Source organism: Gordonia sp. PS3 (assembly GCF_041950545.1).
GTDB classification, from domain to species: Bacteria; Actinomycetota; Actinomycetes; order Mycobacteriales; family Mycobacteriaceae; genus Gordonia; species Gordonia sihwensis.
This window is the reverse complement of sequence record NZ_CP169524.1, coordinates 696,697-720,457: the sequence shown is the minus strand read 5'-3', so window position 1 is coordinate 720,457 and position 23,761 is coordinate 696,697. Positions and strand designations below refer to the sequence as shown.

Genomic DNA, 23,761 nt, shown 5'->3' with positions numbered 1-23,761 from the left:
GCCGGAGTGTCGACCGGCCTCACAGCCGGATCGGCACCCCGGTCTCGCGTTCCGAGATCTCCCACAGTGCGCGGATCCCGGCGTCGACGCCGAACGGGAAGAGCGGTTTGCGCACGGGCGGACCGAAGGAGACGAAGGCCGGACCGTAGAGGGTTCCGCCGCGCGCCGTCGGATCGGTGGCGGCCCGCAACTGACTGAGCGCACCGCGGTCGGTCGTCATCCCGACCAGGTCGGCTCCCACATCACCGAGCCACCCAGCGATTCCCCCGCCTCCCGAAGCATGGGTGGTGGACTGCAGTTCGGAGTCGGTGAGACCCGGATGCGCCGACAGCGCGATCGCCCGGTCGCCGGAGGCGCGCAGCCTGCGGTCGAGGCCGATCGCGAAGTGCAGATTCGCAAGCTTGGAGTTGCCGTACGCCTTCCACGGACGGTAGCGGCGGTGCAGATGCGGATCGGCCGGGTCCAGGTTGCCGCCCTGGTGCTGGGCGATGCTGGTAAGCGTCACGACCCGCCCGGCCGGAGCCTGGCGCACCGCGGGGAGCAGAAGCGCGGTCCACGTCCAGTGTCCGAGATGATTCGTGCCCAGCTGGGTCTCGAAGCCGTCGACCGTCCGGCCTTCCGGTGTCGCCATCACTCCAGCGTTGTTGATCAACAGATCGATGCGATCGTGACCGGCCAGGACCGTCTCGGCGGCTTGCTTCACCGACGCCTGCGACGCGAGGTCGAGGGGAACGATCTCCACCGACGCACCGGGTGCGGCTCGCCGGATCGTCTCCTCGGCGTCGCGCGCCTTGCTCTGGTTGCGGGCTGCCATCACGATATGGGCGCCCTTCCCTGCCAGCGCTCGAGCGGTGGCCAGCCCGAGTCCGCCGTTGGCCCCGGTGATCACCGCGACCCGACCGGACTGAGACGGGATGTCCGCGGTCGACCAGCTCACGATCGCACCCCGTCGACCGGTGCGCCGTCGGTGTCCAGAACGGCGAAGGTCATCCCGGCATCGGTCAGGCGCCGCACCAGGTTGTCGCCCATCGCCGCGGCCGTGGTGACCTGGCCGCTCACCTTCGGATTGGCGTCGAAGGCCAGGCACATGGCCGATTCGGCCAGCATCTTCGCGGTCTCACCGTAGCCGGGGTCGCCGCCCCGCACCTGCGTGTGAACCGTCCGGCCACCGCCTTCACCGATGAAGTCGACGGAGAACCAGGAGCGTGCGCGGCGAGCCGGCGACGGTCCGGTGCCCTGGGGAAGGCAGGCGCCGATGAGGCGGCGCAGCGGCGGGATCTGCGCGGCGACGGCAACTGTCGCGACGCCGAGGGCCGCGGCCGCGAGCATCACCAGCCTGCGGAAACCCGCGTAGTGGGAGTACGTGAAGTCGGGCCCGTATTCATCGCGCGCACCAGCCGAACGCTTGACGATCTGGGGGTCGATCGTCGGGAGTGGCAGGAGCCAGAGGCCGAGCACACCGTCCCTGCGGGGAGCGCCGGCCCGCACCCGTGCGCGGCGCCCGACCGTCGGCGGTTCGAGCCTGGCACGGTCGGCCGCGGCCCGACGGATCTGCCGCGGCCGCGCGATCTGGCCGAGTCCGGAGTGCAGCGTCCCGCCGGAGATCATCGCATTGCTGCGGACCACACCGCGGACGGTCGCGGGCGCGGAGTCGGGCAGTTGCTTGGCCGTGAAGAATGCACCGAGATCGTGCGGGATGGAGTCGAATCCGCAGGCGTGCACCAGACGGGCACCGGTCCGGACCGCCGTGGAGTGATGAGCGATGTACATCCGATCGAGGAATTCGGATTCACCGGCGAGGTCGACGTAGTCGGTACCGGCGGCCGCGCACGCTGCGACGAGCGGCGCGCCGTGCTGGAGGTAGGGGCCGACGGTGGTGATGACGACCCGAGCCGATTCGGCCACCGCGCGCAACGATTCGGGGTCGGTGGTGTCGGCGATGAGCAGTTCGAGCTCGGCGGCCGCGGGAGCGACCGCCGCCAAGCGGGTGCGGACGGCATCGAGTCTGTCCCGGTTCCGGCCGGCGAGCGCCCACCGCGCCCCGTCCGGCAGATGCTCCGCGAGGTGCTCCGCGGTGAGTTCACCGGTGAATCCGGTGGCGCCGAAGAGCACCAGGTCGAATCGGCGGTTCTGGGGAAGGTCGGGCATCGTCGATCTCCATCTGTTGACGGTCGAGTGCGTGCGGATCCCGTCAGCGCAGCACCGTCTGCGATCGACACCGACGGCACGGCGGAACACCAGAAGATGTTTACACTGACAACGCGAGACTAACCCGCTAGGTTAACGGCGTCAACATATGAAGTGCCGTTCCTCACAACCGTCCGCCGGACCGGCGCCGAGTTCAGAACCTCGGGTGATCGCCGACCAGAGCCACCGAGCCGCGAGCCCCGGGTTCGCCGCGCTTGACGGTGCCGAGCACCCAGTTGTCCACATGACGCGCGGTGAGGATCGCCTGCGCACGGTCGGTGTCCTCGGGAGCGACGATGGCGACCATGCCGACGCCCATGTTGAAGGTGCGTTCCATCTCGGCCCGCTCCACTCGGCCGCGCTGGGCGATCAACGAGAAGATCGGGGCCGGGCTCCACGTGTTGCGCTCCAGCTCAGCGGACAGGCCCGCCGGAAGCACGCGCGCCAGATTGTCGGCGAGGCCGCCGCCGGTGACGTGCGCGAACGTGCGGACGTCGCTCTCGGCAGCCAGTGCCAGGCAGTCCTTGGCGTAGATGCGGGTCGGCTCGAGCAATTCGTCACCGAGACTCCGACCGAACTCCTCGACGTGACCGGCCAGATCCATGTGCCCCCAGTCGAGCAGCACCTTCCGCGCCAGCGAATAGCCGTTCGAGTGCAGGCCGGACGAACCCATCGCGATCACCACGTCACCCGCGCGGACACGATCCGGTCCCAGGATGGAATCGGCCTCGACCACACCGACGCCGGTGGCGGAGATGTCGTAGTGACCGTCCTCCATCACACCCGGGTGCTCCGCGGTCTCGCCGCCGAGCAGCGCACATCCGGCGTCGACGCAGCCGTCGGCGATGCCCTTGACGATGTCGGCGACCATCTCGGGGATCACCTTGCCGACGGCGATGTAGTCCTGCAGGAACAGCGGCTCGGCGCCGCAGACCACGAGGTCGTCGACGACCATCGCGACCAGATCGCGCCCGACGGTGTCGTGCTTGTCCATCGCCTGTGCGATGACCAGCTTGGTCCCCACGCCGTCGCTCGAGGCCGCGAGAACGGGCTCGCGGTAGTCGTCCTTCAGGGAGAACAGGCCGGCGAAGCCGCCCAGCCCGCCGAGGACCTCGGGACGGGTCGCGCGCTTCGCGTGAGGTGCGAAGAGTTCGACGGCGCGTTCGCCGGCATCGATGTCCACGCCCGCTGCCGCATAAGATGCGCCGGCCGTCGGCTTGTCGACAGACCCGTCGGTCATATTCTTGATTCTCCTGAAATTCTGCAGCTGACAGTCAGCCGTTCGGGCGGTGGGACGCACTCACGGTACCTGAGTGCAGAGGGGATCCGGGAGCGCTGCGAGGCGCCGAAGGTCAGGGCCGCATCACTGCGCTGACGTTGTCATTCGATGCCGTCAGCGGATCGGCGCCGTTCATCGAGCCCTTGAGCATGCTCTCCAGCACGGCCTTGCCCATCGTCGTCTCCTGCGGCAGCGCGATCGGGTAGCGGCCGTCGAAACACGCGGCGCAGAGCTGGGCACGCGGCTGTTCCGTGGCGTTGATCATCTCGTCGATGCTGATGTACCCGAGCGAGTCGGCGTCGATGGCCTGGCGGACGCTCTCGACCATCGCTTCCTTGGAGTCCGAGCCGTTGGCGATCAGTTCCGCGGGCGAGGCGAAGTCGATCCCGTAGAAGCACGGCCATTTGACCGGCGCAGAGGCGATGCGCACGTGGACTTCGGCGGCGCCGGCCTCGCGCAGCATCCGGATGAGCGCGCGCTGGGTGTTGCCGCGCACGATCGAATCGTCGACCACGACGAGCCGCTTACCCCGGATCACTTCGCGCAACGGGTTCAGCTTCAAGCGGATGCCCAGCTGGCGGATGGTCTGCGAGGGCTGGATGAAGGTGCGTCCCACGTAGGCGTTCTTCATCAGGCCCTGCCCGTAAGGGATGCCCGACTCCTGCGCGTAACCGACGGCCGCGGGCGTACCCGACTCGGGGACCGGGATTACCAGGTCGCCCTCGGCCGGACGTTCCCGGGCCAGCCGGCGTCCGATCTCCACTCGCGTCGAATGCACCGAACGTCCGTGGATGACGCTGTCGGGCCGGGCCAGGTAGACGTACTCGAAAACGCATCCGGCAGGGGTCGGCTCTGCGAAGCGCCGGCTGCGGACGCCGTCGGCGTCGATGGCCAGGAGTTCGCCCGGCTCGATGTCGCGGACGAAGGAAGCTCCCACGATGTCCAGCGCCGCGGTTTCGGAGGCGACGACCCACCCGCGGTCGAGGCGGCCGAGCGAGAGCGGCCGCACCCCGTGCGGGTCGCGTGCCGCGTACAGCGTGTTCTCGTCCTGGAAGGTGAGGCAGAACGCGCCCTTGACAGTCGGCAGCAGTTCCATCGCCGACTGCTCGAGCGTCTTGTCGGTCGCGCCGTGCGCGAGCAATGCGCCGAGGATGTCGGAGTCGGAGGTGGCCGTGCCGTGCGGCCCGCTGCCGTAGATCCCGAACTCCCGTGCCCGTTCGGCGAGTTCGGCCGTGTTCACGAGGTTGCCGTTGTGACCGAGCGCCACCGCACTGCCGGCCGCGGTGTTGCGGAAGATCGGCTGGGAGTTCTCCCACGTCGTCGATCCGGTGGTCGAGTACCGACAGTGACCGACGGCGACGTGACCGACCATCGAGGCAAGGGTCTGCTCGTCGAAGACCTGACTCACCAGCCCGAGGTCTTTGAAGACCAGTACCTGCGAGCCGTCTCCGACGGAGATGCCGGCTGCTTCCTGACCGCGGTGCTGAAGAGCGTAGAGGCCGTAGTACGTCAGCTTCGCGACGTCTTCCCCGGGTGCCCAGACACCGAAGACACCGCATTCCTCGCGGGGCTCGTTCTCGGGCTGATCCGCATCGGGGCTCGGGTGCGACGGTCCGCCACATCCGGTCTGATTCAGCAGGTTCGGAGAGTGAATCGACATCTCGGTCACGTAATACGCTCCGGTTTCGTGGGCTGGGCGGGCGTTACCGTTACCACAGTCTACGGCTTCGCTCGGGACAACTCGAAATCCAGCGCGGCGCGCGCTGCAGCGCCGCGCTGGGAGCCGCTAGTTCAGCGGGACCACCGGCAGTCTGCTCGCGACGTCGCCGGCGCGGTGTCCGGAGACGCTGATCCGGTGCGCGGCGAGCGCGTCGTCGAAGTCGAGGAGTCCGGTGGCCAGCAGCAGCCATTCGCGCGGCGACGACTCGACCACGTTCGGCGGGGTGCCGCGGGTGTGCCGCACCCCTTCGATGCACTGGACCGCGACGAACGGAGGAACGCGCAGTTCCACCGAGTTGCCGGGAGCCTCCTGCGCGACGGTCCTCGCAGTGAGCCGCACGGCCGCGGCCAGCGCCGACCGCCCCGGCGCGGGCGCGGTCTCGTCGCGCAGCCAGTCCGCGACGGCGAGGACGGCCGCGCGTGTCTGCGCCGGATCAGCTCTGTCTCGTGGTGCCACGGCATCACCAACGCCGACGAGCCGGCGACCATTCCCCGGACCGCCCGCCCGCGGCCCCCGTCACACGGTGAACGGCGCCGTCACGCGGTGAAGGGTGCCACCGTTCCGCGCTCCACGATCTGCTCCACCACCTCGTCGTCGGTCCGCTCCTGACCGATCCGCAGGGTCTTGTTGGCGCCGTGGTAGTCGCTCGAGCCCGTCGCCAGCAGTCCCAGGTTCGACGCGATGTCGGCCAGTTCGGCGCGCGCCGCATCGTCGTGGTCGGGATGGCGGACCTCGAGGCCGGCGAGTCCGACCGCGACCAGCGACTCGATCACGTCGGCGGTCAACACCGTCGCCGCGGCCCGGGCACGCGGATGAGCGATCACCGGGACACCGCCCGCCGCGGCGATCATCTCGACTCCCTCCACCAGGGAGGTCGACCGCAGCGCGGTGTAGTGCGGACTGCCGTCGTGCAGGAGTTCATCGAAGGCCTCCCCGACCGACGCGACGACTCCCGCCTCCATCAACGCCCTCGCGATGTGCGGGCGGCTGATACTGCCGACTCCGGCGATCTCCCGCACGCGCGCCAGCGTGATGGGGTAACCGGCGGTCACGAGGTTCTCCACGATCCGCGCACCGCGGCCCGCGCGCTCGTCCTTCATCCGCTGCCACTCGCCGGCGACCCCCGCGTCGTCGCGATCGAAGAGGTAGCCGAGCAGATGCACCGACACCAGGCTCCCGTCCTCGCGCGGATGCTTGGTCGAGAACTCCGCGCCCGGCAGCACGCGCATCCCCGACCGAACCCGGGCCGCGATCTCGTCCCAGCCGGCCGCCGTGTCGTGGTCGGTCAGTGCGATCGTCCGCAGGCCCGCCTCCCGTGCGGCCGCGAGCAGTTCCTCCGGAGTGTCGGTGCCGTCGGAGAACGCGGTGTGGGTGTGCAGGTCGGCGGTCATCTCGGGTGCCATGCGAACACTGTAGTCAGCGGTCGAATGGCCCGAACCCTCGCGCACCGGGGCCGTCTCCGGCACGATTGCCGCATGGGCGCCGAAGTGAGCCATCAGAAGTTCAGTGGAGCCGATCGCGTGCGCTTCCGGGCGCAGGTGTCCCGGGGGACCGAGGCCATCGCGCGGATGCTGACCGACGGATTGTTCACCGATCACGGCCGGCCACCCGAGCCGCTGCTCGGCATGGAGGTGGAACTCAATCTGATCGACGAGAACGCCGAGCCCGCGATGGCGAACGCCGAGGTGCTCGATGCGATCGCCGATCCGGATTATCAGACCGAACTCGGCCAGTTCAACATCGAGATCAACGTCTCGCCCCGGCCCTTCGTCGGCGCCGACACGGTGGGGCTGGAGCAGGGGCTGCGCGCATCGCTGAACCGCGCGGAGGCACGCGCGGCCTCGACCGGCAATCATCTCCTGATGGTCGGCATGCTGCCGACTCTCGGCCGCGAGCACTTCGCGCACCAGTGGATCTCCACCAACCCGCGCTACAGCCTGCTGAACGAGCAGATCTTCGCCGCACGCGGAGAGGATCTGGAGCTCGACATCACCGGCGTCCCGATGGTGATCGGCGGACCCGCCGAACGCCTGGCCACCACCAGCGACTCGATCCTCCCCGAGGCCGCGTGCACTTCTCTGCAACTGCACCTGCGGGTGGCGCCCGAGGACTTCGCCACCCATTGGAACGCCGCGCAGGCGATCGCGGGCGTGCAGGTGGCGATCGCGGGCAACGCACCGTTCCTCGACGGGAAGGCGCTCTGGCACGAGACGCGCATCCCGGTCTTCGAGCAGGCGACCGACACCCGGCCCCTCGAACTCAGGAACCAGGGGGTCCGGCCGCGGGTGTGGTTCGGAGAACGCTGGATCAACACCATCTTCGACCTGTTCGCCGAGAACACGAGATACTTCCCCGCTCTGCTCCCGGTGTCCACCGACGTCGATCCGCTCGTCGAACTCGACGCCGGCCGCATTCCGGAACTCGAGGAGCTCCGCCTGCACAACGGCACCGTGTACCGCTGGAACCGGCCGGTCTACGACGTCATCGACGGCCGCGCGCACCTACGCGTCGAGAACCGGGTGCTGCCGGCCGGTCCGACCGTCGTCGACGTGATGGCCAACGCCGCGTTCTACTACGGTCTGGTGCGCGGACTCGTCGAGAGCGAACTGCCGGTGTGGTCACAGATGTCCTTCGACGCCGCCAGGGAGAACCTCGCGGCCGGAGCGCGTTGGGGATTCGGCGCACAGCTGTACTGGCCGAACATCGGATGGGTACGACCCGACGAACTGGTCCTGCGTCGTCTGTTGCCGATCGCGGAACGCGGACTCATCGCCTACGGGGTCTCCGATCGGGCCAGGCGACGCTATCTGGGAGTGATCGAGGGGCGCGCCGCCACACGTCAGTCCGGATCGGTCTGGCAACGAGCGGCGGTCCGGGCCCGCGAGGACGCCGGCGAGTCGCGCTCGGCCGCTCTGCGCGGAATGGTCCGCGACTACGCGTCGCTGATGCACGAGGGCGAGCCGGTGCACAACTGGCCGGTGTGACGCCCGCTCAGCCCCGGCTCACCAGCCCTCGTCCGGTCACCAGCGGCATGTCGAGCGCCGTGACGAGCCCCGGCTCGGCGGCCACCACGGCGGGTACCGAGTTCACCAACCGCATGGCGGTCACGATCATGCCGGAGACGTTGTGGTCGCCGTGGCGCGCGTGATGCGCGACTTCCACCCTCATCTCCGGCTCGCCGCTCACCACGATGCGGTAGCAGCCGTCGCCGTCGGCCGGACGCGGCCAGTCCGGACACTGTTCGGGATGCGTGCGCGTGTAGTGCTCGAGGACGACTCGGTCGACGCCGTCCACCTGACCGATCACCTCGAAGTGCAGGGCGGCCATCGTGCCCGCCGGAATCGGCACCGACACCGTCTCGTAGTCCCGGTCGGCGGCGATCCGCTCATGGCGTTCGACGAGCGGCTCGTCGAGCGTCAGTCCCAGGCCCGCGGCGATCTGCCGGACCACGCTGCCCCAGCCGAGGGACAGCACTCCGGGCGTCAACAGCATCGGCTGATCATCCATCGGCTTGCCGAAGCCGAACAACTCCCCCATCACCACCGGCTGCCGGTACGTGGAGTAGTCGGCGATCTCCAGGCATCGGACTTCGTCGATCTCCTGCGACAGACTGGTGAGTGACAGCGGCAGGACGTCGTTCGCGAATCCGGGATCGATGCCGTTGACGTGCAGGCTCGCGCCGCCGGTCCGGGCGGCGTCGACCACCGACTGCACCATCGCATCGGGCAGGACACCGTACGGGTACTGCAGGATCACCGGCCCGGAGGAGACGACGTTGATTCCGGCGGCCACGAAGGCGGTGAGGTCGGCGATCGCCTCGGCCACCCGATCGTCGGTCATCGCCGTATGGACGATCGCATCGGGACGCAGCGCCAGCAGCGCGTCACGATCCGAGGTCGCGACGACTCCGAGGTCGCGATCGAGACCGGCCAGCCGCCCGGCGTCCACTCCGACCTTGGCCGGGTCCGACACCCACACACCTACCAGTTCCAGGTCCGGATGCGCGTCGATGCCGGCGATCGCGTGCCTGCCCACGGTTCCGGTCGACCATTCCACGACTCGCAATGCCATGCGCGCCAGGGTAGGCGGCGGCCCGGCCGCGCGGACCCCGTTCAGGAAGACGCGGTGGGCAGCCAGTTCCCGTGGAAGCCCGCGGGCACGCGTTGCGGCAGGTCCACGTACGCGATGTCCTCGAGTGTCTGCGCGTCGAGGACGGCGAGCCGTGTCGATTCGTTCGCCATGTCGGTCACCAGTCCGATGACGGCACCGTCGCCCTGTGCGGCGTCGGAACTCCGGGGCACGAAGGTGAATTCGCCGGCGAACACGCCGTCGCCGAACCTGCGCACGACGGGCTCGCCGAGCCTGCCGCCCATCCGGGCCAACAGCGAACCGAAGAGCCCGCCGCCCTCGTCTCCGACGACCCACCCGCAGTCGTGGGCCCGGCCCACGAAGCGGTCGTCCACTCGGGGGAACTCGACGGCGGCGTCCCACAGCTGCTCCCGACGGCAGGTCCGGCGCAGCGGGTCGAGGGTCCACCGCTCCATGCGGTGCCCGCCGTCGATGGGCCCGGTGCGGTCCCGATCGAAGGTGCGGTCGTGCACCGCGAGGTCGATCACCACGGCACCGTTCTCCTCGTGCGCGTTCATGGGGTGATACACGAAGCACGGGTCGACGTCGATCCAGACGACGTCGGCGTCGCCGCCCTCGCGCGGCATCAGCCCTACCCGAGGTCGGTAGTCGGGGTCCCAGCTGTACGGCAGAGACCCTGCCCGATTCCGCGGCAGACGCTCCGACAGCAGGTGGGGCATCGGCACTCGCCCCACGACTGCCGACATCGCGAGTTCGGCGATCGGCCGGAGCCTGCGCGGAACGGCGGACGAGGCCGCCGTCTCCACGTCGAAGGTCACCGGAAGGTCGTAGATCACCACCGTCGACTCGGTCAACGAGAACGCGTGCATCATCGGGCTGCCGCCGACGGTGATGTCGACGCGGCGGCGTTCGCGACCGTCGACCCCGATCACCGAGTATCGGACCTTGTTCCCGAGCCCGAAGTGATAGCTGACCGAATGCAGCTCTCCGGTCGCCGGATCTTCGAGCGGGTGCGCGGTGTAGCCGCTGCGGACCGTGCCGTCGAAGTCCCAGACACCGAGAGTGTCGAGTTCTTCGGACAGTTCCGCGCACGGCAGCCCCGCCTCCACGAGCGCCAAGGTGTGCCCCTGAAACCCGATCACGTTGGTGTTCGCGCCGAGGCCGTGCAGAAAGGCCCGGCCGGCCGAGTCGGGTGCGGGCCTGTTCAGTCTGCGTTCGGTGGCGGGCGAATCGACCCAGCGGTTCCGGTACCAGAGAGCGTCGCCGCCGCTGAGCCGGACGCCGTGCACCATTCCGTCACCGGTGAACCAGTTGTACGTGTCGGGGTCGACGTCCGCGATCGGGTTGGGACCGTTGCGCAGGTACCGGCCGTCGAGCCAGTCCGGCAGCGTTCCCGTCACCGGGAGCGCGTGCTCGGTCAACTCGGCGCGCACCGGTGCGTACTCGCCGTCGAGAAATCGGTTCGTGGTCATTCCCGTCACCTCCAGGTTGACTATAACATTGTTATACCGCGATAATAACGCTGTTATGAGCAATAGTGAAGAGGCACGTCCCGATCCCGTGCGCGAGACTCTGTCCGCGGCCGCCTACCGACTGGTGACAGAGCAGGGTGTCGAGGCCTTGACCGTGCGCAGACTCGCCCAGGAGGCAGGCACCTCGACGATGGCCGTGTACTCGCGGTTCGGCAGCATCGGGGCCGTCGCCGCCGAGGTCTGCGAGCGCGGATTCGCGGAGTTCGGCGATGCGCTCTCGGCCGCCGGCCGCACCGACGAACCGCTGACCGACCTGATGTGCCAAGGTCTGGCCTATTTGCAGTTCGCCACCGACCATCCGCTGCTCTACACCCTGATGTTCCAGTACTCCTCGCCCGAGTGGGCGGCCTCGCAACGGAAGGCGCTGCTGCAGCACGGGAATCCGACCGACTCCCCGATGGGCCGCGCGGCATTCGGGGTGATGGCCGAGACGATCCGGCGGGTCGCGACCCCGGAGACCGACGACGCCGCACTTCTCATCCGATCCGGCGTCGCCTGGAGCACCGTGCACGGCCTCGCGATGTTGTCGATCGCCGGGCACCTGACCGGCGCGCACGATCTCGTCGCCCGAGGCGCGCTGATCTCGCTCGCCGTGGGTGGCGGGACGCCGCGGGAAGAGGCCGAGCGGGCGTTGGACGCCGCGATGGCGCGGATGGCCGACGGCTGACCGCGGAAGGAACGGCGGCTGCGCGCCGAAATGGGGCTTCCGCTATCGGAGCACTCGCCCGTCGCCGTCGCGAACGGACCCGGTGAAGATCATGATCGCGTCGACCAACACCCAGATTCCGAGACCGACGAAGAGCACCAGTCCGATACCGAAGATGAATGACGTCACAAACGCCAGGAACCACAGCACGAGTTGTCCCGCGGCGACGCCGTGGGTGCCGATGTACCAGCGTCCGATGCCGAACCCGCCCAAGAACAACTGCAGCAGCCCGGCGGTACGACCACAACACAACCGTGTCGACCGAACGACCTACTGCCGTAATCGCCCGACTCGCCTGTCCGCCTTCACTTCTCCGGACCGTCGTGGCCTCGCAGATCGAGCAGCGCGGACCGCACCCGCGCGGTGTCCGCATCGGTCCAGCCCGCGGGCTGGGTCACTGCGATCCAACCGTCGAGGATGACGGTGCCGTAGTTGTGTCCGTGTCCGTCGGGTACTCCGGCCGCATTGCCCAGGTCCGCGCTGACCTGCCAGAACGTGACAATCGGGTACCACCGCATCGCGGGACTGCGGTCGCCGGCGGCGGGCTCGGAAAGCCAGTCCGGCTTTTGGTAGAGCAACTCGGGCGACCACCAGACCACGGGATCGGACGGGTGCTGGATGTACAGCACCCGCGGCGCGAGCCAGGGATCCGGATTGCGGCCGATGGCCGCCGCGTCGTTGGCGAAGCGGACCACCAGCCCGTTCGCGTAAGTCGGCTCCGCCTCCGGGGTGCCCGGGTCACGACGGTCGACGAGCGCGCGCCACAACGGATTCGAGTCGGGCGGCCCGACCCACAGCACACCGTCGACCGTCGAGCGGATCGCATTCAGATCGTCGAACGCCCCCTCACCCGCCTGCGTGCCGAGGCTCTCGCCGTAGACGAACAGTTTCGGCCGGTGACCGGGCGGCTTGGTCAGCCACCTGTCGTGCACCGCCGTCACCAGGCGGCGTCCGGCCTCCGCGGCTTTCTCGCGGTCGGCGAGGAACGAGACCCAGCTCGGCAGGTACGAGTACTGTGCCGCGACCAACGCACTGTCGCCGTTCGCGACGAGTTCGAAAGTCTGCGCGGCGGTCGGATTGACCCAGCCGGTGCCGGTGGTCGGAATGATCACGAGCGTCTGACGATCGAAGGCGCCGGTCCGCTCCAATTCGTCGACTACCAGCTTCATCTGCGCGTCCGGGCCGTCCGCCGACTCCAGACCGGCGTAGACGCGGATCGGCTCCTTCGCGGGCCGGCCGTTGTACTTGGCCAGTTCGGCCGCTCGAATGCCTCCGGAGACGAAGTTCCGGCCCTCGAATCCGAGGGTCTCCCACCGTGCCGCGGACTGCGGGCTCCCCGACTTCTCGGCCAGGGAGGGCTGCACCGCGCCGTCGCGCGTGGTGTCGTTGGTGGCGCTGAAGACGGCGTTCATCGCCGCGTAACTGCCGCGCAGCGCGACGCCGTCGATCAGCGTGTACGTCACGACCAGCATCACGATGAGCGAGATCACCCCCGCCACCCGCCGCGGGATGCGGAAGATCCGGTTGATGGTGCGCGCCAGCCACCGGCCGACGTCCCGAAGCACCCGGAACACCGCGACGATCGCGACCGCGATCACCAGGCTCAACGCCATCGCCCGCAGATAGCCGAGGTACGACGGAGGGTCGGTTCCCATCAGGTCGGCGAGCTGGGCCTGCGACCGCACGCCGTAGTACAGAGCGACCGTCGAGGCCACCGCGCACAGGATGGGGACGCCGATGCGCAAAACGCGACGAACGCGGGCCGGCGGCGGCCACCAGGCGACGCGTGAGAGAACCAGCCGCCCGATCGCGAAGGCCAGCAGCGAGCCGACCGCGTAGCCGGTCGCCGCGGCGATGCCGCCGATGAGACCCTGAAACGCCCAGAGCCGAGGAAGCAGCGAGGGCGTCAGCGACCAGATGTAGAAGACGGTCCCGATCGCCAGCCCCGGCGCGTCGATGCGCAGTACCCGCATCGTCCGGGTCACCGCCGATCCGAACCACATCGACGAATGACGAACGGCGGCGCGCGGAGTTCTCCGCGGCGCCGCCTTCGTCAGTCGCTCACCGTGACCCAACGGCTACCCGAACAACCGGGGCAGCGTTCCCTCGTGCACCTCGCGCAGTTCGTCGAGCTTGACCTCGAAGTGATCCTGGACCTCCAGCGCGTCGCTGCCCTGATCCACGACACCGATGCGCGTCCACGGCATCTGCCGGGCGTCGAGCATCGCGCAGAACCTCGACTCCTCGGTGCGCGGCACGGCCACCAGGACGCGCCCCGCCGATTCCGAGAACAGCGTCACGAACGGGTCGGCGCCCTCGGGCAGCAGAATGCGGCAGCCGGTCTCGCCCGCCAGTGCGGCTTCGGCGACGGTCTGGATCAGACCGCCCTCGGAGACGTCGTGCGCTGCGGAGACAAGACCGTCACGCGATGCGGCGACCAGGATCTCGCCGAGCAGACGCTCGCGTTCGAGGTCGACCTTCGGCGGCACGCCGCCGAGATGATCGTGCTCCACCTGTGCCCAGATCGAGCCGTCGAACTCGTCACGGGTGTCGCCGAGCAGGATCAACGTCTCGCCCGGCTCGGTGCCGATGTCGGTCGGGATGCGCCGGCGGACGTCGTCGATCACACCGAGCACGCCGACGACCGGTGTCGGGAGGATCGCGGTGGAACCGGTCTGGTTGTAGAAGCTGACGTTACCTCCGGTCACTGGGATGCCGAGTTGCGCACAGCCGTCTGCGAGACCGCGAACGGCCTGGCTGAACTGCCACATCACGGCGGGGTCCTCGGGAGAACCGAAGTTGAGACAGTTGGTGACGGCGCGCGGGCCGGCACCGGAGACCACCACGTTGCGGTAGGCCTCGGCCAGTGCCAGCTGGGCGCCGGCGTAGGGATCGAGATAGGTGTAGCGACCCGACGTGTCGGTGGCGATCGCGATGCCGCGACCGGTCTCCTCGTCGATCCGGATCATGCCCGAGTCCGCGTGCTCGGCCAGGACGGTGTTGCCGCGCACGTAGCGGTCGTACTGCTCGGTGATGAACTTGCGGCTGCACAGCGCCGGGCTCGCGAGCAACTTGAGGAACGTGGCGCGCAGTTCGTCGGAGGTCTGCGGGCGCGCCAGACCCTCGGTGGTCGAGGCGACCACGTCGTCCTGCCAGTCGGGGCGTGCGACGGGTCGTTCGTACACCGGTCCCTCGTGGGCGACGGTGCGCGGCGGCACGTCGACCACGGTCTCACCGTGCCACGTCACCTCCAGGTGCTCGCCGTCGGTGACCTCGCCGATCACCGTGGCGAGGACGTCCCATTTGCGGCACACCTCCATGAAGGCGTCGACGTTCTCCGGGGTCACGACCGCGCACATGCGCTCCTGCGACTCCGACGAGAGCACCTCCGCCGGGGTCATGCCCTCGGCTCGCATCGGCACCTTCTCGAGCTCGATGTGCATGCCGCCGTCGCCTGCCGCTGCCAATTCGCTGGTGGCACAGGAGAGTCCGGCACCGCCCAGGTCCTGGATGCCGACGACGAGACCTGCCTTGTACAGGTCCAGGCAGCACTCGATCAGCACCTTCTCGGTGAACGGGTCGCCGACCTGCACGCTCGGCAGCTTCTTGCGGCTCGGGCCGTTGCCGCCGTCGTCGTCAAAGGTCTCCGACGCCAGGACCGAGACGCCGCCGATACCGTCGAGTCCGGTGCGGGCGCCGAACAGGATGATCTTGTTGCCCGTGCCCGATGCGAATGCCAGATGCAGGTCCTCCACGCGCAGGACGCCGGCGCACAGCGCGTTCACCAGCGGGTTGCCCTGGTAGCTGGGGTCGAACACCGTCTCGCCGCCGATGTTGGGCAGACCGAGGGAGTTGCCGTAGCCGCCGATGCCGCGGACCACGCCGTCGACCACGCGCCGGGTGTCGGGCGCATCGGCCGCACCGAATCGGAGCTGGTCCATGACCGCGATCGGCCGCGCGCCCATCGCCATGATGTCGCGGACGATGCCACCGACGCCGGTCGCCGCGCCCTGGTAGGGCTCGACGTAGCTCGGGTGGTTGTGCGACTCGACCTTGAACGTGACGGCCCATCCGTCGCCGACGTCGACCACGCCCGCGTTCTCGCCGATGCCGGCGAGCATTCCCGCCCGCATCTCCTCGGTGGTCGTCTCGCCGAAGTAGCGCAGGTGCACCTTCGACGACTTGTAGCTGCAGTGTTCAGACCACATCACCGAGTACATGGCGAGTTCGGCGTCGGTGGGACGGCGGCCGAGGATCTCCCGGATCCGGGCGTATTCGTCGTCCTTGAGACCGAGCTCGGCATAGGGCTGCGGCTGATCGGGGGTATCGGCGGCGTGGGAAACGGTATCGACCTGGGCGCTCACGGCGACCATTCTATGCGAGGTCACGTGGGTGGACGGCCACGCCTCCGGCCGGGGTGCGCGAGCACCACCGGGATGCGGCGCGCGGGTGCCCTCTGCTGGGAGTTCGCGCGGTCCGGCCCCGCTTGTCGGAGGGTATGGATACAGTTTGCGCACACCAGGTTCGGGGGGACCACATGGCCGAGGGGCAGATTCTCTACACGCGCGCTCTATCCACGCGCGGAGCGGCAGACGGCAAGTCGCCTGCCCGCGAGTACTTCATCGCCGGGCTCACGGCTGCCGGATTCCTGACCGGCGGCGGGCCGCCCGATCCGAAACGAGCCGAGGCGGCCTTCACCCGCGCCACCGAGCTCGACGGCGCACTCGGCGACGCCTGGCTGGGACGGGTCGCCGTCGGCGATCGATCGGGTCCGGTGCTGCTGGGGCTGTACCGAGCGCGCGATTCGATCGGCGCCGAGCAACGCCGCTTGGGACTTCCGACCGGTGTGCTGGCCGGGCATCTGCCGAGCGGGATGTTCATCGACCTGCCGATCACCGGACCGGCGGACGCCGCCGCGGCATATGCGGCGTCCCTGCTGGCCGGCGGAGACGTGGCCGGCGCCGAGGACGTACTGGCCGAGATCGAGCACGCCGACTCGACCGCCGACTTCTGCCGCGGCATTGTCGAGCTACGCAAGCGCCGTTGGCGCGATGTCCTGCGGACACTCTCCGTCTCAAGCACGTGGAACGACGAGTATCTCTGCGCCGCAGCCGACTTCATGATCGGAACGGCCTGTGTGCAGTTGGGCCTGTTCGAGGAGGGGCTGCGCAGACTGTCGAGCGCCGGGGACTCGGCGCTCACCAATTGCCGGCCGCAGGCCCTCTTCACGATGGGGCTGGCCCTGCGCGCACAGGGCGACGAGTCCGCTGCCCGGTCTGCGTTCGAAGAGGCCTACGCCCTGGACTCACGGCTCACCGACGCCGCCCGCGCGCTCGCCGATCCGTCGCTGCAGCTGACGGTCGATCGCGCGGTCGAGCCCGCCGGCGGCCCTCGCGCCGAACGGGGGCGCGGCGTCGACGAACTCGCGTTGCGGGAGGTGTCCGAGGAACTCGCCGCTCAGATCGGGCTGGCGCCGGTCAAAGAACAGGTCGAGCGGCTGCGCGCGGCGGTCACCCTCGCGCAGTTGCGATCGGAGAAGGGACTGCGCACACAGTCGCGCAGTCTGCACCTCGCCTTCACCGGACCGCCGGGGACCGGTAAGACCACGATCGCGCGTCTGGTCGCGCGGCTGTACCGTGCGCTCGGTCTGCTGTCGACGGACACGGTCGTCGAAGTCAGTCGAAAAGACCTCGTCGGACAGCACCTGGGCGCCACGGCACCGAAGACGTCAGCGGTCGTGGACTCCGCCCTCGACGGTGTGCTGTTCATCGACGAGGCGTACACCCTCGTTCAGGAGGGGCTCGCCGGCGGCGACGCCTTCGGCCGCGAAGCCGTCGACACGCTGCTCGCTCGCATGGAGAACGACCGGGACCGCCTGGTCGTGATCATCGCAGGCTACGACGACGACATCGACCGACTCCTGGCCGCGAACGAGGGTCTGGCGTCCCGCTTCGCCCGCCGGATCCGATTCAGCTCGTACACACCGGGTGAGCTGATCCGGATCGCCGAATCGATCGCTCAGCACCGGGACGCCCGGCTGTCGGCGGAGGCGACGGCGATGCTCGAAACAGAGTTCGCCGACCTCTACGGCCTGATCCGTGAGGGCCGCCGCGCATCGGATACCGCGGGCAACGCCCGTTTCGTGCGCAACGTAGTCGAAGCCGCCGAGGAGGAACGCGAGCTGCGGCTCGCCCGGACCGCCGAGCTCGCGATGCTGACCGAATCGGATCTGATGACCGTGACCGGCGCCGACATGCGCGCCGCACTGGCCCAGTTCAACGATATCCGGGTCGCCCCCACCGACGACGACCCGGATGACCGATTCGCGTAGCCTTTCAGCCGACGAACAGCCGTCTACAGCCCCAAGTCGCGCATGATCCGGTCGGCGATCTGCTTCGGTGACCCATCGCCCGGGCGCACCACCAGGTCCGGGCTCTCGGGCACTTCGTACGGAGAGTCGATGCCGGTGAACTGGGTGATCTCGCCGGCCCGGGCTTTCGCGTAGAGGCCTTTCGGGTCACGTGCCTCGCAGTCGTCGAGCGGAGTGTCGACGAAGATCTCATAGAACGGCAGATCAGCCGCTTCGTGAATCTCCCTGGCCCGCTGCCGCTCTGCGGCGAACGGGCTGATCAGCGACACCAACGCGATCGCTCCGGAATCGGCGAACAGCGACGCGACCTCCGCGGTCCGGCGGATGTTCTCGCGCCGGTCGTCGTCGCTGAAGCCGAGATCGCCGTTGAGCCCGTGACGCAGATTGTCGCCGTCGAGCAGGTAGGCGGGCCTGCCTTCGGCGACGATCCGCCGCTCCAACTCGGTGGCGATGGTCGATTTACCGGACCCCGAGAGGCCGGTGAGCCATACGGTCGCGCCGCGATGCGACCGTCCTGCGCGCGTCACCTTGCTCGACTGCCACACCACGTGGCTGTCGTGCGCGAGCGGTGCGCTGATCATGCCCGCGGCCACTGTCGCGTTGGTGGTCTCGTCGATCAGGATGAAACTGCCGGTGGCGCGGTTGCGGCGGTACTCGTCGAACATCACCGGATGCTGCGCGTGCAACGACAGCCGGCCGATCTCGTTGAGCGTGAGGGCCGTCGCGTCCTCGTCCCGATGAAGAGTGTTGACGTCGAGCCGGTAGTTGAGTCCCTGCACGCGCACGCGCGTCTCCCGGGTTCCGCAGAGCATCACATAGGTGTTGCCTGGAGCGAGAGCGGTGCTCTCGGAGAACCAGCAGACCATCGCGTCCAGTTCACGTCCCACGTGCGGGCGATTGTTGGGCCGCACCAGCATGTCGCCACGCACGATGTCGATCTCGTCGTCCAACGCGATCGAGACCGCCTGGGAGGCGAACGCCTCCTGGAGTTCAACGCCGCCGGGTCCCCAGATCTGCTTCACCGTGGTCCCGAATCCGCCGGGCAGCGCGACGACCTTGTCGCCCACCGCGAACGTCCCTCCGGCGACGGTGCCGGCGAAGGCGCGGTGGTCGAGGCCGTCGCTGCGCTGCGGTCGGATCACATACTGCACCGGGAACCGCGCGTCGCGCAGGTTGCGGTCGGAGGCGATGTACACGTTCTCCAGATGGCTGAGCAGCGGTCGGCCGGTGTACCAGGGCATCGCCTCGGACCGGTCGACGACATTGTCACCGCGCAGAGCCGAGATCGGGATGAAACTCATGTCGCCGACGTTGAGCTTGGCCGCGAACGCGACCACTTCGTCGCAGATCTCCTCGAACCGCTCCTGCGAGTAGTCGACGAGATCCATCTTGTTGACGCAGACCGTCAAGTGCGGGATCCCCAGGAGCGACGATAGGAAGGCATGGCGGCGAGTCTGCTCGAGCACGCCCTTGCGAGCGTCGATCAGGATGATCGCGAGGTCGGCGGTGGACGCGCCGGTGACCATGTTGCGGGTGTACTGCACGTGTCCCGGCGAATCCGCGATGATGAACTTCCGGTTCTGCGTCGCGAAGTAGCGGTACGCCACGTCGATGGTGATCCCCTGCTCGCGCTCGGCGCGCAGCCCGTCGGTGAGCAGCGCCAGATCGGCGTACTCGTCTCCGCGCTGGGCGCTGGTGCGCTCGATCGCTTCGAGCTGGTCGGTGAGGATCGACTTCGAGTCGTAGAGGAGCCGGCCGATCAGAGTCGACTTACCGTCGTCCACGCTGCCCGCGGTGGCGATCCTGAGCAGTTCCGCCGGAGCGATCACCTCGGTGTCGGCCGGGCCGGCCGCACGGTTGTCGGTGCGCATCAGAAGTAGCCCTCTTTCTTGCGGTCTTCCATGCCGGCTTCGGAGATCCGGTCGTCGGCTCGCGTGGCGCCCCGCTCGGTGACCCGAGTGGCGGCGACTTCGGCGATCACCTTCTCCGGGGTGTCAGCCTCGCTTTGGACACAACCGGTGCAGGTGGCATCGCCGACCGTGCGGAAACGAACGCGCTCGACGTGTGCGGTCTCACCCGGATAGGTCTCCAGGAAGCGCGTCTTCGCCAGGAGCATGCCGTCACGGGGCACCACCTCACGCTCGTGCGCGTAGTAGATCGACGGGAGTTCGATGCCCTCCTGGGCGATGTAGTTCCAGATGTCGAGCTCGGTCCAGTTGCTCAACGGGAACACCCGGATGTGCTCACCCCGCGCGCAGTGGCCGTTGTACAGGTTCCACAGTTCGGGCCGCTGGTTGCGCGGGTCCCACGCTCCGAACGAGTCGCGGAAACTGAAGAACCGTTCCTTGGCGCGTGCCTTCTCCTCGTCACGTCGCGCACCGCCGAACACCGCGTCGAACCGATGCTCCGCGATCCCCCTCAGCAGCGCCGCTGTCTGCAGCCGATTGCGCGACGTGCCCGGCCCGGTCTGCTCGACCACCCGGCCGGCGTCGATGTCGTCCTGCACGCTGCTGACGATCAGCGACACCCCGGTCTGCTCGACCACCCGGTCGCGGTACTCGATCACTTCGTCGAAGTTGTGTCCGGTGTCGACGTGCATGAGCGGAAAGGGGACCGGCGCCGGCCAGAACGCCGTGCGCGCCAGATGGAACATCACCACCGAGTCCTTGCCCCCGGAGAAGAGCATGGCGGGGCGCTCGAAGGTGGCGCCCACTTCGCGGAAGATGTGGACGGACTCGGCCTCCAGTTCCTCGAGAGTCGTCAGCTCGTACCGTCGGCCGGTTCCGGCCGGGGCGGCCGGACGGGTCCCGTCGGGCGATGTGATCATCGACGCCACTTTCCTTGACTTGTCGAATATTCGACACTTAGTGTTGGCAATATGACAGCAACGGTAGGTGACGGACGCCCCGAGCGTCAATCGTCCCCGCCGACGCGCCGCGTGGTGGACGTGATGTCGCTCCTCGTCGAGCGCGCGGGCGATTCCCTCACGCTCGCAGAGGTCGTGCGAGTGACCGGCATCCCCCGCGGGACCGCACACGCGATCGCCACTCAGCTGTGCGAACTCGGCTGGCTGTCCAGGCGGCGGGACAACTCCTTCTCACTCGGCCCCGAGTTCCTCACCGTGTCCCGGCGCGCCGCACGTCTGGACCTGGTGGCGGCGAGCGCGATCCCCGCGATGCAGACCCTCGTCGAAGAGACCGGAGTGCCGGCGTTCCTCGCGCGCCGCACCGGCGATCTGGTGACCGTGGCCGATCAGGTCGTCCCGCAGACCGCTCCCGATTCCTGGGTGCCGCCGTTGCGCCGCGTCCACCTCCGACCGCCGCTGTGCCGCGAGTTCATCGCATGGTCGGACGAGCCCGAGCGCACCGACTGGCTGGCCGAGGCGTCCGCGGACCAGCGCGCCCGCCTCGCCGCCGTCCTCGACGCGATCCGCGATCGGGGCTATTCGATCGAGCGGATCACCGGACACCACCGCGCCATCATCGACACCCTGGGCAATCTCGACGAAATGCCCGCCCAGTTGCGATCGCGGATGTCGGAACTCGTGTCGGAACTGTCGGCGATCGATTACCTGCCCGCGGAATTGACCGGCGAGGTGGGTGCGGTGAGCGTCGGCGCCCCCATCTTCGACGCCGACGGAACCGCGATCGGCGCGATCGTCTCCTGCCCCGATTCGACGATGCCCGCGGACGAGGTCGCAGGGCTCGGTGCCGCGACCCGTGCGGCCGCCGACGCGGTGAGCGCCGCCGTCCGCCGCTGAACCCAGGCGTTGCCCCACGTCACGAATCGCGCTAGATTTTTTACAAGACTTCATTGTTTTTATTAGGAGGACTGGTCATGCCCGACGTCACCCTGGATGTCCGCGAGATCCCCAAGCCCCAGCGCCACCCCAAGATCTTCGGCATCTTCGACTCACTCGACGTCGGCGAGGCGATCATCCTGATCAACGACCACGATCCGCGGCATCTGCACGACGAGTTCGACGAGCGACTGCCCGGCGGATACGGCTGGGACTATCTGGTGCGCGAGAAGCGCGACTACCGCATCCGCATCAGCAAGACAACCGCGGCCCCGCCGCCCCGCCTGCTCGGCAACACCGCCGAGCTCACCGATGGACCGGTGGACGCCGCAGGCGTGGCGTGGAAACTCGACTTCGACGGCCGCGGGCTCGATTCCAACCTGATCCGGCTGGCCCCGGGCGGCGGTATCGACACGCACCGGGGAGCGGAGGTGGACGTCCTGATCCACGTGGTCGCGGGGTCGGGCACCGTCGGCACCGAGACCGGCGATGTGGCGGTGTCCGCGGGCGATCTGCTCTGGTTGCCCCGGCGGTCGGAGCGATCGTTCACCGCCGGTCCCGACGGACTCAGCTATCTCACCGTCCACACCCACCGCGAGCCCACGCTCACGATCGAGCCGCTCGGCACCGGGCGGTGACGACATGGCCTACGTGATCGCGCTCCCCTGCGTCGATGTGATGGACCGGGCGTGCGTGGAGGAATGTCCCGTCGACTGCATCTACGAAGGCGGCCGCAGCCTCTACATCCACCCCGACGAATGCGTCGACTGCGGCGCCTGCGAGCCGGTATGCCCGGTGGAGGCCATCTTCTACGAGGACGACGTCCCCGACGAATGGACGCCGTACATCACCGACAACGCGGATTTCTTCGTCGAGACCCTGCCCGGCCGCGACGCACCGCTGGGCTCACCCGGCGGCGCGATGAAGCTCGGGCCCACCGGGGCCGACGCACCGCTGGTGGCCTCCCTCCCGCCGCAGGGCACCGACCACTGACCGCCATGCGCACCACGATCCTGGACACCCTCCGCGCGGCGGCCGCGCCGATGACCGTCGCCGAAGTGGCTGAGGCGACCGACATTCCGCAGACCACCGTCCGCTTTCATCTGCGCGCACTCACCGCGGACGGGCTGATCGTCGTCGACACCGCCGCCCACGACGGGCCGGGCCGGCCCCGGCTCCTCTATCGGGCGCGCCCCGCGATGGACCCGTCCGGCCCTCGCAATTACGGGGTCCTGGCCGAGGTGCTGCTCCGAACGCTGGCCGACACGCCTGACGCGCCCGCGCGTGCGGTGGCCGCCGGTCGCGAATGGGGGGCGGCCGGCAGCTCGGGTTCCGACGAACCGGTCGAGGATCTGCTCGCCGTACTCGACGATCTCGGTTTCGCACCCGAAGCGGCGGGCGACCGGATCCGCCTGAACCGCTGCCCGTTCCTCGAACTCGCACGACGACAGCCGGCGCTGACCTGCTCGGTGCACCGGGGCATCGTGCAGGGCGTGCTCAGCAGGCACCACACCGACCTCCGCCTCGAGCGGCTGGACGCCTTCGTCGACGGCGACCACTGCTTGGCGGTCCTGGCGGGAGGCCGCCGGTGAGCCGGTTGAGCGTGGAGATCGACCTCTTCACTGCGACGGGGTCGGCCGCTGTCATCGCCGGCGGCTTGGTGGCCGCCGTGGCGCGCCCGCTCGATCTGGCGAAGGGCAGTTGGCTGGCGGCCTACCTGGTGCTCGTCTGCGGCGTCGCCCTCATCGCGATCGGCATCGCACAGCAACGTGCCCCGCAGCCGATGAGCGCGCGCTTCCACGCACCACAGCTGACGGGGTGGATCGCGGCGAACGCCCTGGTGATCGCCGGCTCGCTGACCGACACACCGGCCGTGGTCGACGTCGGGTCGATCCTGCTGCTCGTCGTCCTGGCCGCCACGTGGCGGGCCGGCCTGCGCCTTCTGGGGTCGAAGGCGCCGGCGGCGTACGCCTACCTCGCGGTCCTGACGGTCCTCATCGTGAGCGTGCCCATCGGGATGGTTCTCGCCTCCCGCTGACGGCCCGCGCCGGCGCCCGGCCTACCAACCAAGCACTTGCT

21 protein-coding genes are annotated in these 23,761 nt (G+C 68.9%); 8 read left to right on the top strand and 13 right to left on the bottom strand.

Annotated elements, in window-relative coordinates:
- Positions 1-19 precede the first annotated feature (19 nt).
- The 6 genes from ACE11G_RS03320 to ACE11G_RS03295 all read right to left on the bottom strand — a co-directional run bounded on the left by ACE11G_RS03320 (position 20) and on the right by ACE11G_RS03295 (position 6,589).
- Positions 20-937, bottom strand: a complete 918-nt coding sequence (locus ACE11G_RS03320; protein ID WP_045540954.1) for an oxidoreductase — start codon at positions 935-937, stop codon at positions 20-22.
- Positions 934-2,148, bottom strand: coding sequence for a trans-acting enoyl reductase family protein (locus tag ACE11G_RS03315; protein WP_062365969.1), 1,215 nt, complete (start codon positions 2,146-2,148; stop codon positions 934-936). Before ACE11G_RS03315 ends, ACE11G_RS03320 begins: the two co-directional genes overlap by 4 nt.
- Before the next feature lie 193 nt (positions 2,149-2,341).
- A complete protein-coding gene (gene purM, locus ACE11G_RS03310) occupies positions 2,342-3,427 on the bottom strand; it encodes a phosphoribosylformylglycinamidine cyclo-ligase (protein ID WP_062365972.1) in 1,086 nt (361 codons plus the stop codon).
- A gap of 112 nt (positions 3,428-3,539) precedes the next feature.
- Positions 3,540-5,126 carry an amidophosphoribosyltransferase gene (gene purF / locus ACE11G_RS03305; RefSeq protein WP_375003669.1) on the bottom strand — a complete coding sequence of 529 codons (1,587 nt, stop codon included), beginning with the start codon at positions 5,124-5,126 and terminating at the stop codon, positions 3,540-3,542.
- Positions 5,127-5,252: 126 nt separating this feature from the next.
- Positions 5,253-5,642, bottom strand: coding sequence for a sterol carrier family protein (locus ACE11G_RS03300; protein ID WP_006895739.1), 390 nt, complete (start codon positions 5,640-5,642; stop codon positions 5,253-5,255).
- Between the two features lie 80 nt (positions 5,643-5,722).
- Positions 5,723-6,589 carry a PHP domain-containing protein gene (locus tag ACE11G_RS03295; protein WP_101841659.1) on the bottom strand — a complete coding sequence of 289 codons (867 nt, stop codon included), beginning with the start codon at positions 6,587-6,589 and terminating at the stop codon, positions 5,723-5,725.
- A 72-nt stretch (positions 6,590-6,661) separates the two neighbouring features.
- Between ACE11G_RS03295 and ACE11G_RS03290 the strand changes: the two genes are divergently transcribed.
- On the top strand, positions 6,662-8,170 hold the full coding sequence (locus ACE11G_RS03290) for a hypothetical protein (RefSeq protein ID WP_062365974.1): 1,509 nt from the start codon (positions 6,662-6,664) through the stop codon (positions 8,168-8,170).
- A 7-nt stretch (positions 8,171-8,177) separates the two neighbouring features.
- Here the strand turns inward: ACE11G_RS03290 and ACE11G_RS03285 are convergent, their stop codons facing one another.
- Complete coding sequence (locus ACE11G_RS03285; RefSeq protein ID WP_039867120.1) at positions 8,178-9,257, bottom strand: diacylglycerol kinase; 1,080 nt, start codon at positions 9,255-9,257, stop codon at positions 8,178-8,180.
- A 41-nt stretch (positions 9,258-9,298) separates the two neighbouring features.
- Positions 9,299-10,747, bottom strand: a complete 1,449-nt coding sequence (locus ACE11G_RS03280; protein WP_006895743.1) for a carotenoid oxygenase family protein — start codon at positions 10,745-10,747, stop codon at positions 9,299-9,301.
- 55 nt (positions 10,748-10,802) lie between these two features.
- Here ACE11G_RS03280 and ACE11G_RS03275 point away from each other — a divergent pair, with 55 nt between their 5' ends.
- Entirely contained in the window at positions 10,803-11,474 is a 672-nt protein-coding gene (locus ACE11G_RS03275) for a TetR/AcrR family transcriptional regulator (protein ID WP_062365982.1), read from the top strand.
- A 42-nt stretch (positions 11,475-11,516) separates the two neighbouring features.
- Here the strand turns inward: ACE11G_RS03275 and ACE11G_RS03270 are convergent, their stop codons facing one another.
- From ACE11G_RS03270 to purL, 3 genes are all read right to left on the bottom strand, one after another.
- Entirely contained in the window at positions 11,517-11,765 is a 249-nt protein-coding gene (locus ACE11G_RS03270) for a hypothetical protein (RefSeq protein ID WP_156479386.1), read from the bottom strand.
- Positions 11,766-11,818: 53 nt separating this feature from the next.
- Positions 11,819-13,516, bottom strand: coding sequence for an alpha/beta-hydrolase family protein (locus tag ACE11G_RS03265; protein WP_051999618.1), 1,698 nt, complete (start codon positions 13,514-13,516; stop codon positions 11,819-11,821).
- A gap of 75 nt (positions 13,517-13,591) precedes the next feature.
- Positions 13,592-15,886: a phosphoribosylformylglycinamidine synthase subunit PurL gene (gene purL, locus ACE11G_RS03260; RefSeq protein WP_045539527.1), complete on the bottom strand. Its 2,295-nt coding sequence runs from the start codon at positions 15,884-15,886 to the stop codon at positions 13,592-13,594.
- Between the two features lie 164 nt (positions 15,887-16,050).
- Between purL and eccA the strand changes: the two genes are divergently transcribed.
- Positions 16,051-17,844, top strand: a complete 1,794-nt coding sequence (gene eccA / locus ACE11G_RS03255; RefSeq protein ID WP_375003664.1) for a type VII secretion AAA-ATPase EccA — start codon at positions 16,051-16,053, stop codon at positions 17,842-17,844.
- Positions 17,845-17,867: 23 nt separating this feature from the next.
- Here the strand turns inward: eccA and cysC are convergent, their stop codons facing one another.
- Positions 17,868-19,754 (bottom strand): adenylyl-sulfate kinase, encoded by a 1,887-nt coding sequence (cysC, locus tag ACE11G_RS03250; RefSeq protein WP_045539911.1) that lies wholly within the window; start codon positions 19,752-19,754, stop codon positions 17,868-17,870.
- Entirely contained in the window at positions 19,754-20,710 is a 957-nt protein-coding gene (gene cysD / locus ACE11G_RS03245; protein ID WP_062366114.1) for a sulfate adenylyltransferase subunit CysD, read from the bottom strand. Before cysD ends, cysC begins: the two co-directional genes overlap by 1 nt.
- Positions 20,711-20,761: 51 nt before the next feature.
- On the opposite strand from cysD, the gene ACE11G_RS03240 reads away from it, so the two are divergent.
- From ACE11G_RS03240 to ACE11G_RS03220, 5 genes are all read left to right on the top strand, one after another.
- Positions 20,762-21,643, top strand: a complete 882-nt coding sequence (locus ACE11G_RS03240; RefSeq protein ID WP_006895751.1) for an IclR family transcriptional regulator — start codon at positions 20,762-20,764, stop codon at positions 21,641-21,643.
- 77 nt (positions 21,644-21,720) lie between these two features.
- Positions 21,721-22,320, top strand: a complete 600-nt coding sequence (locus tag ACE11G_RS03235; RefSeq protein ID WP_006895753.1) for a DUF2249 domain-containing protein — start codon at positions 21,721-21,723, stop codon at positions 22,318-22,320.
- 4 nt (positions 22,321-22,324) lie between these two features.
- Positions 22,325-22,675, top strand: coding sequence for a ferredoxin (fdxA, locus tag ACE11G_RS03230; protein ID WP_006895755.1), 351 nt, complete (start codon positions 22,325-22,327; stop codon positions 22,673-22,675).
- A 5-nt stretch (positions 22,676-22,680) separates the two neighbouring features.
- Positions 22,681-23,274, top strand: coding sequence for a metalloregulator ArsR/SmtB family transcription factor (locus ACE11G_RS03225; protein ID WP_062365984.1), 594 nt, complete (start codon positions 22,681-22,683; stop codon positions 23,272-23,274).
- The gene (locus tag ACE11G_RS03220) at positions 23,271-23,720 is read left to right on the top strand and encodes a hypothetical protein (protein WP_062365986.1); all 450 of its coding nucleotides are present in this window, start codon (positions 23,271-23,273) and stop codon (positions 23,718-23,720) included. The genes ACE11G_RS03225 and ACE11G_RS03220 overlap by 4 nt, the downstream gene beginning before the upstream one ends.
- Positions 23,721-23,761: the final 41 nt, after the last annotated feature.

Excerpts from the sequence above, each read along its gene's own strand:
- ACE11G_RS03315 (WP_062365969.1), bottom strand. The coding sequence starts at position 2,148 with ATGCCCGACCTTCCCCAGAACCGCCGATTCGACCTGGTGCTCTTCGGC.
- purM (WP_062365972.1), bottom strand. The coding sequence starts at position 3,427 with ATGACCGACGGGTCTGTCGACAAGCCGACGGCCGGCGCATCTTATGCG.
- purF (WP_375003669.1), bottom strand. The coding sequence starts at position 5,126 with ATGTCGATTCACTCTCCGAACCTGCTGAATCAGACCGGATGTGGCGGA.
- ACE11G_RS03295 (WP_101841659.1), bottom strand. The coding sequence starts at position 6,589 with ATGGCACCCGAGATGACCGCCGACCTGCACACCCACACCGCGTTCTCC.
- ACE11G_RS03290 (WP_062365974.1), top strand. The coding sequence starts at position 6,662 with ATGGGCGCCGAAGTGAGCCATCAGAAGTTCAGTGGAGCCGATCGCGTG.
- ACE11G_RS03285 (WP_039867120.1), bottom strand. The coding sequence starts at position 9,257 with ATGGCATTGCGAGTCGTGGAATGGTCGACCGGAACCGTGGGCAGGCAC.
- ACE11G_RS03280 (WP_006895743.1), bottom strand. The coding sequence starts at position 10,747 with ATGACCACGAACCGATTTCTCGACGGCGAGTACGCACCGGTGCGCGCC.
- ACE11G_RS03275 (WP_062365982.1), top strand. The coding sequence starts at position 10,803 with ATGAGCAATAGTGAAGAGGCACGTCCCGATCCCGTGCGCGAGACTCTG.
- ACE11G_RS03265 (WP_051999618.1), bottom strand. The coding sequence starts at position 13,516 with ATGTGGTTCGGATCGGCGGTGACCCGGACGATGCGGGTACTGCGCATC.
- purL (WP_045539527.1), bottom strand. The coding sequence starts at position 15,886 with ATGGTCGCCGTGAGCGCCCAGGTCGATACCGTTTCCCACGCCGCCGAT.
- eccA (WP_375003664.1), top strand. The coding sequence starts at position 16,051 with ATGGCCGAGGGGCAGATTCTCTACACGCGCGCTCTATCCACGCGCGGA.
- cysC (WP_045539911.1), bottom strand. The coding sequence starts at position 19,754 with ATGCGCACCGACAACCGTGCGGCCGGCCCGGCCGACACCGAGGTGATC.
- cysD (WP_062366114.1), bottom strand. The coding sequence starts at position 20,710 with ATGATCACATCGCCCGACGGGACCCGTCCGGCCGCCCCGGCCGGAACC.
- ACE11G_RS03240 (WP_006895751.1), top strand. The coding sequence starts at position 20,762 with ATGACAGCAACGGTAGGTGACGGACGCCCCGAGCGTCAATCGTCCCCG.
- ACE11G_RS03235 (WP_006895753.1), top strand. The coding sequence starts at position 21,721 with ATGCCCGACGTCACCCTGGATGTCCGCGAGATCCCCAAGCCCCAGCGC.
- fdxA (WP_006895755.1), top strand. The coding sequence starts at position 22,325 with ATGGCCTACGTGATCGCGCTCCCCTGCGTCGATGTGATGGACCGGGCG.
- ACE11G_RS03225 (WP_062365984.1), top strand. The coding sequence starts at position 22,681 with ATGCGCACCACGATCCTGGACACCCTCCGCGCGGCGGCCGCGCCGATG.